10 protein-coding genes are annotated in these 9714 nt (G+C 67.8%); 5 read left to right on the forward strand and 5 right to left on the reverse strand.

Annotated elements, in window-relative coordinates; genetic code table 11:
• Both G3N99_RS27630 and G3N99_RS27635 read right to left on the reverse strand, forming a co-directional pair.
• A partial coding sequence (locus tag G3N99_RS27630) for a P1 family peptidase (protein WP_206123980.1) occupies window positions 1-799 on the reverse strand: 799 nt, incomplete at its 3' end.
• A gap of 79 nt (window positions 800-878) precedes the next feature.
• Window positions 879-2285 (reverse strand): APC family permease, encoded by a 1407-nt coding sequence (locus G3N99_RS27635; protein ID WP_174937929.1) that lies wholly within the window; start codon window positions 2283-2285, stop codon window positions 879-881.
• A 132-nt stretch (window positions 2286-2417) separates the two neighbouring features.
• On the opposite strand from G3N99_RS27635, the gene G3N99_RS27640 reads away from it, so the two are divergent.
• On the forward strand, window positions 2418-3218 hold the full coding sequence (locus tag G3N99_RS27640; RefSeq protein ID WP_174935399.1) for a helix-turn-helix transcriptional regulator: 801 nt from the start codon (window positions 2418-2420) through the stop codon (window positions 3216-3218).
• A 138-nt stretch (window positions 3219-3356) separates the two neighbouring features.
• Window positions 3357-3740 carry a hypothetical protein gene (locus G3N99_RS27645; RefSeq protein ID WP_206123981.1) on the forward strand — a complete coding sequence of 128 codons (384 nt, stop codon included), beginning with the start codon at window positions 3357-3359 and terminating at the stop codon, window positions 3738-3740.
• Between the two features lie 83 nt (window positions 3741-3823).
• Here G3N99_RS27645 and G3N99_RS27650 read toward each other — a convergent pair whose 3' ends face one another.
• Window positions 3824-4129 (reverse strand): panthothenate synthetase, encoded by a 306-nt coding sequence (locus tag G3N99_RS27650; RefSeq protein ID WP_174935403.1) that lies wholly within the window; start codon window positions 4127-4129, stop codon window positions 3824-3826.
• A gap of 214 nt (window positions 4130-4343) precedes the next feature.
• Window positions 4344-5765 carry a cytochrome P450 gene (locus tag G3N99_RS27655; protein ID WP_206123982.1) on the reverse strand — a complete coding sequence of 474 codons (1422 nt, stop codon included), beginning with the start codon at window positions 5763-5765 and terminating at the stop codon, window positions 4344-4346.
• Between the two features lie 87 nt (window positions 5766-5852).
• Between G3N99_RS27655 and G3N99_RS27660 the strand changes: the two genes are divergently transcribed.
• Together G3N99_RS27660 and G3N99_RS27665 are read left to right on the forward strand one after the other, a co-directional pair.
• Window positions 5853-6788 (forward strand): AraC family transcriptional regulator, encoded by a 936-nt coding sequence (locus G3N99_RS27660; protein ID WP_174937937.1) that lies wholly within the window; start codon window positions 5853-5855, stop codon window positions 6786-6788.
• Window positions 6789-6932: 144 nt separating this feature from the next.
• A complete protein-coding gene (locus G3N99_RS27665; protein ID WP_206123983.1) occupies window positions 6933-7766 on the forward strand; it encodes a GntR family transcriptional regulator in 834 nt (277 codons plus the stop codon).
• Between the two features lie 13 nt (window positions 7767-7779).
• On the opposite strand, the gene G3N99_RS27670 is transcribed toward G3N99_RS27665, so the two are convergent.
• The gene (locus tag G3N99_RS27670) at window positions 7780-9024 is read right to left on the reverse strand and encodes a serine hydrolase domain-containing protein (RefSeq protein WP_206123984.1); all 1245 of its coding nucleotides are present in this window, start codon (window positions 9022-9024) and stop codon (window positions 7780-7782) included.
• A gap of 299 nt (window positions 9025-9323) precedes the next feature.
• Between G3N99_RS27670 and G3N99_RS27675 the strand changes: the two genes are divergently transcribed.
• Window positions 9324-9714: LysR family transcriptional regulator (locus G3N99_RS27675; RefSeq protein ID WP_206123985.1), on the forward strand; the 391-nt coding region annotated here is incomplete at its 3' end.

A 9714-nucleotide genomic window follows, 5' to 3' on the forward strand; every position in this document is an offset into this window, starting at 1 on the left:
CCAGCCCGACGCTCGCGCGCTGCGCAAGGCGCGTGCACTGGTGCGGCAGCAGCGGCGCGTCGGTCGCGATCGTCACCACGATCGAACCCATCCCGGCTTCGCCTTGCGCGTCCGGCGCACGGAACGGCGAAGGCACGTGGCGCAGCACTTCGCCGACCGGGTAGCCGGCCACGCGCAGCATTTCACGTACGCCGTAGTTCGCCTGCACGAGTGCGCCGACGGTCCAGCCGCCCGCATCGGCCGCCAGCACGCGCGACGCGGTGCCGATGCCGCCCTTGAACTCGTGGCAGATCATCCCCGTGCCGCCGCCCACGCCGCCCTCGGCAACCGGCCCCGACTGCGCGGCGGCCAGCGCGCGCTGCACATGCGCGGCGCTCACGTGCTGCCCCCAGATGTCGTTCAGCAGCCCATCGTAGGTTTCCATCACGACCGGCATGCACCAGTACACGCGGCCGGCCGCCGCTTCGCGCTCGTTCGCGACGAGCGCATCGCGCACCGCACCGACGCTGTGCGTGTTCGTATAGGCGATCGGCGTGGTCAGCAGGCCGGCCTCGCGGATCCATTCAAGACCCGTCGCGTCGCCGTTGCCGTTCAGCACGTGCACCCCCGCGAAGCACGGCGAATCGTGCGCGGCGCCCGCGCGCGGCTCGATGACGGTGACACCGGTGCGAATCGATGCGTCGCCGTTCTCGACGTTCAGCGTGCAGTGTCCGACCCGCACGCCCGGAACGTCCGTAATCGCGTTGAAGCGGCCCGGTGTGCCGAGTCCGATGCGGATGCCCAGATCCCTCATGCGCATGATGCAATTCCTCCAGTCTTTCAATGGTTCGGTGTTTCTGTGCTTCAGTGTTTCGATATGACAAGCTTCGATCCGGCGCTCAGAGCGTACGGAAGGCTTCGCTGTGACGCGCCCAGACCACATACATCACGAGCGCGGCGACCAGCAGCCCGGCGATGATGATCAGGTCGGTCGGTTTGGTGGCCGTCGCGAGCGTCGTGTAGAGCGTATAGGCAGCGCCCGCCACCGCGACGAGCGGCGTCACGGGCCACAACGGCATCCGGTAATGATGCTCGACGTCACGGCGCACGAAGCGGCTTGCGAGTGCGGCCAGCCCGACGACCAGATAGATCAGCAGCAGCAGGTCGACCGTGAACGCGGTCAGCTCGTCGAGGCTCGACACGAACACGAGCCCCGCCGACGGCACCGCGAGCGCGATGGTGGCGAGCCACGGCGATTCGAAGCGCGGGTGAATCGTCGAGAATGCGCGGTTGCAGGTACGCGACCAGAGCGCATGCCGGCCACTGCTGTACAGCAGCCGGCCCATCGTGATCACGATCGCGATGATCGCGTTGAACACCGACAGGAAGATCCCGCCGCTGACCACGCGCGACACGGCCGGGTTGCTCAGCGAACGCACGACATAGCCGATCGGGTCGGCGCTTTTCGTCAGCTCCGTCAGCGACGGCGCGCCGAGCACGATCGCGGTGAGCGGAATCAGTTCGACGACGAGGATCACGAGCAGCGAGTAAATCACCGCCTTCGCGACATTGCGGTTGCCGCCGCGCAGGTCTTCCGCGAGATAGGCGGCCGAGCCGAAGCCGTTGTAGCAGAAGATCGCCGTACCGATCGCCGGAACGATCGCGGCCAGCGTCGCCGGCACGAGCGCGTTGCCGCTCGCGACGACCGGCGCGATCAGCGCGTCGGCGCCACGATGCGGCGAACCGAAGCCGAGGCCCGCGATCAGCATCAGCACGCCGATCTCGACGACGAGAAACGCGCCCGTGATCCACGCGTTCGTCTTGATGTTCAGCATGCCGAGCAGGTAGCTGAGCAGCACGATCGTCAGCGCGACCGACTGGTTGCTGAAGTGCGTGCCGAGCGCGTTGTTCAGGTATGGCGCGGCGCCGCTCGCGAGCACGGCCGGGATGAACACGCTGACGGACAGCACCGTGACGAAGGTCAGGTAGCCGGGCAGCGTGCCGAACACGCGCTTGGCCATTACGTACTCGCCGCCCGCACTGCGGTGCGCGGCGCTGAGCTCCGCGTAGCAGAGCGCAAACGCCAGCGCGAGCACGCCGCCGAGCAGGAACGACAGCACTGCACCGCTGCCGGCCTGCTGGATCGCGAACGGCGCGATCACGAAGATCGAGCTCGCGGGCGTCACCCCCGATACGGTGATCATCACTGCATCGCGCACGCTGAGCGTCTGCGACAGCGCGCGCGGCGCGTCTTCCGTTGCAGGCGCCGCTTGCAGCGTGCCCGTCGATTCCGACATCATCGCCATTTCGTTCTCCTGTGCTCCTTTGCCAACTTTTTTTGAACGCCCATACTCGGGCCCGATTGATTGCGTGGCAGTCTAGGAAGCCAATTTCAGGACCGCTATTCCCCCTTCGTGTTACGCCCTTCCGGTGGTGGTATGGATCGTCTCTTTTCCGAAATCGCGATGCACCAGGCGCTCGGCCGCGCAATCGATCATCTCGGCCAGCCTCGTTTCTGGCGGTTCCTGGTGTTGTTGCTCAATGAAATGGTGCCGTTCGACAACGCGCTTGCGACCGCGATCGGCCGCGACGGCGTGCCGCTCGTGCTCGACGAATACGACACGGGCGGCACCGATGCCGCATCACCCGTGCCGCTCTACCTGAACGGCGTGTATCTGCTCGACCCGTTCCTGCAGGCCGCGCACGACGGGCTCGCCGACGGCTGCTACCGGCTCGAGGAAGTCGCGCCCGACCTGTTCCGGCAGAGCGAATATTTTCTGAGCTACTTCCGCGATGCGGTCGGCGACGACGAGATCCAGATCCTCGTGCGGCCAAACGCCGACATGCTGCTGTCACTGTCGCTCGGTGCGGGCACGCGGTTCGACGTCGAGCCGCTCGGCAAGCTGACGGCCGCGATGCCGTGGGTGCTCGCGGCGATCCGGCAGCACTGGCGGCTGGTGGGCGACGCGGCGCGCGTGACGCCCGACGCCGATCTCGGCGCGCGGGTCGAGCAGGCGCTTGCCCGCTTCGGCGCGGGCGTGCTGACCGATCGCGAGATGTCGATCGCGCGAATGGTGCTGCGCGGCAATTCGTCGAAGGCGATCGCCGAGCGGCTCGCGATCTCACCCGAAACGGTGAAGGTGCACCGGCGGCACCTGTACACGAAGCTCGGAATTTCGTCGCAGCCCGAGCTGTTTTCGCGCTTCATCCAGGCGCTGGGGGAAGACGCGGCGGGATGACCGCATCGATGCCGATGGATGGCAACCCGCGCGGAATCGGGCACACTCCGTGAAACGCCGCATGCCGTGGTCATCCGGCAACGCCGATGCGGATGCGCCGTCGACAACAGGATTGCCCGAAAACAGGAGCCCCGATTCATGTCGCTCATTCCGATCGTCGGACTTGGCTGGCTGTTCCTGTGCGCGATCAGCGCCACATCGATCGTGCTCGTCCCGCCCGTGGTGCTGGTCGCCTGCCTGATGGGCAAGGACGTCTGGTCGCTCCTGACCCGCGGCCGGTTGCAGTTCGCATTCCTGGCCTACCTGGGCTCCGCGCCGGTGCCGGCAGTCTTCACGTTCCTGCTGGAAGCCGGCGCCGCGGCCGGGAGTGCCGGCGGTGTGGCGTCCGACAGCCTGCGCCAATGGAACGAACAGTTCTTTTTCGTGTTCGTCGCGGCGGCGGCACTGAGCGGCCTGCTGTTGCTGTTGCGGCCGAAAGACAGGCAAGCGGTGAACGCCGAACCGCCGCAGCCTGCGCGATAGCCGGCACGTGAACGGCGGTGCGCGTCAAGCCGCCTGCCCGGTTTTCGAGCAGGGGCATCGTCATGCGCTGATTCCCGCTACGTCTACTTCCACTTCGCGCCGATCTGCGCGAGCCCGGCGTTCTTGAGATCGTCCGGCAACATCACCACGCGGAACTCGCAGTCCGCATTCAACATCAGGAACCACGGCTCCGCGAGCGCCGGGATCTGCGACGGATCATTCAGGTCGACGATCGCGACCGCCCCGCGCCCGCCGTTCTGCTCCGTGAAATACACGGCCTCCGGCTTGACCGCTTCGAGTATTCGCGAGATCACGTCGCCCACGCTGCCGTCGCGCACCAGCGTGTTGAACGGCTCGTGAGGGATTCGTATGTTGAGAAGCATGCGCATGACCATCCTCCTTGGGCTCCGCCCGGGCTGGGCCCTTCAAGCATAGGTGCTGCGCGATGCCGCGCCAGGGGCGCCGAAACCCGTGGCCCGCACGCATTCATATTCCGACGATTCGATGACGCCGCATCACGCGAGCGGCAATCGTTCGCGACACGCGAATCCGGCGGGAATGGCGTCGCGTTCGATGCGCCGTCGATTCAGCGCGCCGCCCGCATCACACGGTACCGGCGGGCGCGATGGCGAGATGCAGCGGCCGCTCCGGCCGCAGCGTCACGTTCAGCACCGGCCGCGGCGGCTTCATGCCGGGCGGCGCCGACAATTCGTAGCGCTGCAGGATCATCGCGGCGACGACCGTCATTTCCGTCATCGCCAGATGCTGCCCGAGACACACGCGCGGGCCCGTGCCGAACGGCATGTAGCTTCCGCGCGGCGCGGCCGGCGCGTCGTCCGCAAAACGCTCGGGACGGAACACATCGGGCTCCGCAAACCATCGCGCATCGCGCTGCATCAGTTGCAACGGCAGCATGAACAGCGTCCGCGCGGGAAACTGCCATGGCCCCAGCACGATTGGCCGGGACGCCCGGCGGCTGATCAGGATCGGCGCGGACGGATACAGGCGCAGCGTTTCGTCGAGCGTGTGCGTCAGGTAGCGCAACGACGATCGCGTCTCGGCGGACGGCGCGCGACCGCCCAGCACGCGCGCCACCTCGTCGCGCGCGGCGGCTTGCGCCGCCGGATTCGTTGCCATGCACCATGCCCACCAGGTCAGCGCCCCGGCCGTCGTCTCGTGGCCCGCGAGAAATGCGGTCATGCATTCGTCGTGCACGGCCTGCAGCGGCCATCGCCGTGCGTCGCCCTGATGCAGCCGCAACAGGCGCGACAGCAGATCGTCGGGCCACGCGTGCGTCGGCAGATCGAGACGCGCATGCAGTTGCCGATCGATCAGCCCGTTCAGCACGGCCATCGCCCGCGCCTTGCCGCGCTTCCAGGGCACCCAGTCCGGCGTGCTTGCCGGCCAGTAGAAATCGGCGTTGGCCGCCGCGCTCACCGTGCGCACGGCTTCCTCGGCTGCACGCGCATCGTCGCCGATCGCGTCGGAGAACATCGTGCGCATGATCACGTCCATCGCCAGCGACGTCAGCGCGCTTTCGATCGGCCAGTCGGGATCGCGCGCGGGCCACTGCGCGAGCGCATGTCCGGCCGTCGCCGCGATCGAAGGTACGAACGCCTGCACCGGCTTCGGCATGAAATTCGGTTGCAACGCCTGCCGCTTGTCGCGCCACGCATCGCCTTCGGCGACCAGCACGCTATGGCCGTGGACCTGCGCGAACACCCGGATGGCTCGCTCCCAGCGCCCGAGTGCATCGTGATGCGTAACCAGGAGTTCGCGCACGAGCGCCGGGTCGGTCACGACCACCGCATGCTCGGGCCGCACGCGCAAGTGCACGACGTCGCCGTAGGTACGCTGCCAGCCGGCCAGCGTGCCGAGCAGGTCGCGCGACATCGCGCGCAACAGACCCCAACCCGTCAGGCCGGCAGGCGGCCCCGGCGGCCATACGCCGGGCGGGTGAAGCACGGGCGCCGAAGCCGCGGCGTCCGCATGAAATGGACATTGGGAAGTGGATTGCGTGTTCATGGAGCCGATTATCTGCACCGGTACGCATGCGGTCTTGAACGCAAACGACATCGACACGCATCTGGCCGATCCCTATACTCCGGCGTCATGTTCTCCGACCCGTCATCGATCTCGCCGTCGTGCCCCGATCCGCTGGCGCGCGCCCCCCGCGCGCTGAACGACGGGCGGTCGCCGCATGGGCGCCTGTACCCCGCGCCGGCTGCCCTGCAGGGTGCGGTGGTCGCGATCGTGTTGCACGACACGCGCGGGTTCGCGTTGAGCGACGCGCAGCGGCTCTCGCATTTTCCGGCCACGCCGCTCGTGTGCGTGTCGTGGTATCGGGATCTCGACGTGGGCTTCGTCGAACCCACTGCCGACGGGCCTCGATGGCGCCCCTTCGGCGCCGCGGCGACGCTGTCGGGCAGCCATTCGGCCCCCACCGTGGCCTGGGCGCCCACGGGCGGCCGGATCGGCATGATCTGCTTCACCGCCGATGCGGCGCGGGCGCTGTTCGGCATCGCGCTGGCGGAGATCCACGACCGTGTGCTCGACGCGCACGTGTGCCTCGGCCACGACTGGCACCCGCTGCTCGATGGCCTGCTCGGCGCGGACCGCGATGCCGACGTGCTGGCGGCCATCGAACGTCATCTCGCGCCGCGCTGGCGGGCGCTGCGGCCCGCGACGCCGCTGTCGTCGCTCCGCAACGCAGGACGCAGTTGGGTCGAACGCCTCGCGCTGCAGGCCCGCGAATGGCGGCACACCCACAGCCCGCGGCAGGTCGAACGGCGAATCAAGACCTACAGCGGCCGATCGCTGCGCGAATGGCAAACGCTCGTCAGGACGGAAAGTGCATTCTTCGCGGCGCGCGACCGGTTCGAAGCCGGCGCCGCGTTCAACTGGGCCACGCTGGCGCTGGACGAAGGGTTCGCCGACCAGGCGCACCTGAGCCGCGAGGTCAAGCGGATCACGGGATTCTCGCCGAGCGAATTCACGCAACGCTTCATCGAGGATGAATCGTTCTGGATGTACCGGCTGTGGGTATGACGCGGCGCGTGCGGCGCATTGCGCCGGTGCGCAGCGTCGCTTGCCGGCCCTGCCTGATGCGCAAGCGCGCATACATTCCAATAGTAGAATGTTAGGCATTGCGCCGAACCCCGCCGCCGCCCGCATCATTCCAGGAGCCCATGATTGAACCCGTCGTCGTCGCCCCCCGAGCGCAAAGGGGTCGCCCTTTATGCGCGGATTGCCAGCCTGCTGCGCGGACGCATCCATCAGGGCGAATGGAAGCGCGGCGACCAGTTGCCGCCGATTCCCGAGCTGTGCGCGTTCTATCAGGCGGGCACGATCACCGTGCGCCAGGCGCTGGCCGAACTGAGCGCCGACGGGCTCGTGAGCAGCGCACGCGGCCGCGGCACGTTCGTCACGGCCGATGTCGTCTCGCCGGCGGATAACCCGGCGCTGCGCGCCGCGATCAACGACCCGCTGCAGCTCGCGCCAGGCCAGACGCTGCGCGTGCTGCTGCGTGAGGCCGTGACCGAATTGCCCGCCGCGTTGCAGACGGGCCAGCCCATGCGCGCCGCCTACATGCGGATCCGCACGCTTCATCTGCACGACGGCATGCCTTATGGCGTGATGGACAGCTACGTCGCGCGCGAAACCTACGACCGGTTTCCGAAAGGCAGCGATGCACGGCACAAGGTCGGCTATCTCGTCCGTCAATACAACCGCCTTCCGCTCGCGAAGGCCCGCCAGGAAATCACGGCTGCCTATGCGGACCAGGAAACCGCCGACCTGCTCGCGTCGGACGGCGCCGACTGCAGCATGGCCGACATGCTGATTCGCATGCGCCGCTGGTGGACCGACGACGACGGCTGCATCGTCCACGCGGGGCTCTATCTCTACCGCGCCGACCGCTTCGTGCTCGATATCACGCACGATCTCGACGGCGACGATCGCAGTGCCGACCTGATCCCGTCGCCGCGCACGGGCCCCCGGAAGACCACGCGCAAGCCGGCGGCCTGACCCGCGCACTGCATCACGCCGGCGCGCCGCCATCGTCGTCGCCCATCGCACCGTAGACCCAATGCCGCAGGTCGCGGCGGATCCGGTACGTCGTCGACGGCAGCAACTGCGTCATGAACACGACGATCAGGTCCTCGGCCGGATCGATCCAGAAGGCCGTGCTGGCGCCGCCGCCCCAGAAATAATCGCCGACGCTGCCCGGCTGCATCGTCGCGGCCAGATCCTGCGTCACCGCGAAGCCGAGCCCGAAACCGAGCCCCGGATACACGGCCTCGCTGAACGTGGAACGCGACATCCGGTCGAGCGTCTGGCCACCCGGCAGATGGTTGATCGTCATCAGCTCGACGGTCTTCGGGCTCAGGATCCGGTGCCCGTCGATCGCCCCGCGATTCAGCAGCATCCGGCAGAAGCGCAGGTAGTCGCCCGCCGTCGACACGAGCCCGCTGCCGCCCGACGCCAGCGCCGGCGGCCGGCGAAACGCGCTGGCGGCCGGGTCGTCCTGCAACACGAGGCCGCCATCGGCGCCCGGGCGATAACACGCGCACAGGCGCTCGGCCTGCTCGTCCGGCACGAAGAAACCCGTGTCGGGCATGCCGATCGGGTCGAACAGCGCCTGCTTCAGATAATCGGCAAACGGCTGCCCGGAAATCTTCTCGACGAGATAGCCGAGCACATGCGTCGCGACCGAATAATTCCATTCGTCGCCCGGCGAGTAGTCCAGCGGCAGCCGGGCCAGATCCGCGATCATGCCGTCGAGACCGCCCGGGTTGCCCGGTTCGCCGAGCGCGAGTTCGCGGTATGCGGCATCGACGTTCGTGCGGGCCTGGAAGAAATACGACAACCCGGCCGTATGGCGCAGCAGGTCGACCATCAGCATCTCGCGCTCGACCGGCCGGGTCTGGAACCCGCCGAGACTCCGTGCGCCCGCCACGGCAACGCCCAGATCCTTCCAGGCCGGAATCACGCTCGACACGGGATCGCCCAGCGCGACCAGCCCCTGCTCGACCAGCGTCATGAACGCGACGCTCGTGATCGGCTTGGTCATCGAATAGATGCGGAAAATCGCGTCCTCGCGCATCGGCTTCGCCCGCTCGACGTCCATCGACCCAACGACGTTCACGTGCGCCAGCTCGCCACGGCGATGAATCATCGTCACCGCGCCCGGCAAGCGCCCGGACGCCACGTACCGCTCGTTCAGCCGCGTGTCGAGCGCCTTCAGCCGCTGCGACGACAAACCCGGATGTGCCACCTTCGTCATGCCCCTGCTCCTCGTTCCACTTCGGTCTCGACACGCCGGCGCCCGCGCCACCACACTGCGCTTCTGACAGCACGCTTGCCCGGCTTAAACATTCTAAAAATAGAACTATATCATTTTAAAGATTGCTCGAACCACCGCGACTCATCGGCGACACCCCGCGCGCCATGCAGGCCGGTTGCCCGATTCCAGACGCGCGGGCATGATGTCGCGAACCCTGGCGGCGGCCCTGCGAGCCGTTACCCGCAACGCGGCCGTCAATCGCGCCGGCCGGGGCCGCCGCTGCTCACCTCCGTCCGCACATGTCATTACGCGCATTCAGAACGCTGGTCGCCATCGCCCGATACCGGACGTTCGCGCGCGCCGGCGAAGCCATCGGCCTCACGCAATCGGCGGTGAGCCTGCAGATCAAGACGCTCGAAAGCGAATACAACGTGCAGTTGTTCGATCGCTCGCGCCGGCAGCCGGTGCTCACCGAGGCCGGCAACATCCTGCTCGCACAGGCCGAGCAGGTGCTCGCGATGGTCGACCGGATTCCCGATGCGCTCAGCGACGAAAAGAAGCTGGTCGGCCGCCTGCGGATCGGCGCGATCCAGACCGCGCTGTCCGGCCCGCTGCCCGACGCGCTGCTCGCGCTGCGCGCGGCGCACCCGGGCCTGCGCTTCACGCTGTACCGGCCGGTACAGCGTAAAG

Origin of the sequence: Burkholderia sp. Ac-20392, assembly GCF_017104585.1 — a bacterium.
GTDB classification, from domain to species: domain Bacteria; phylum Pseudomonadota; class Gammaproteobacteria; order Burkholderiales; family Burkholderiaceae; genus Burkholderia; species Burkholderia lata.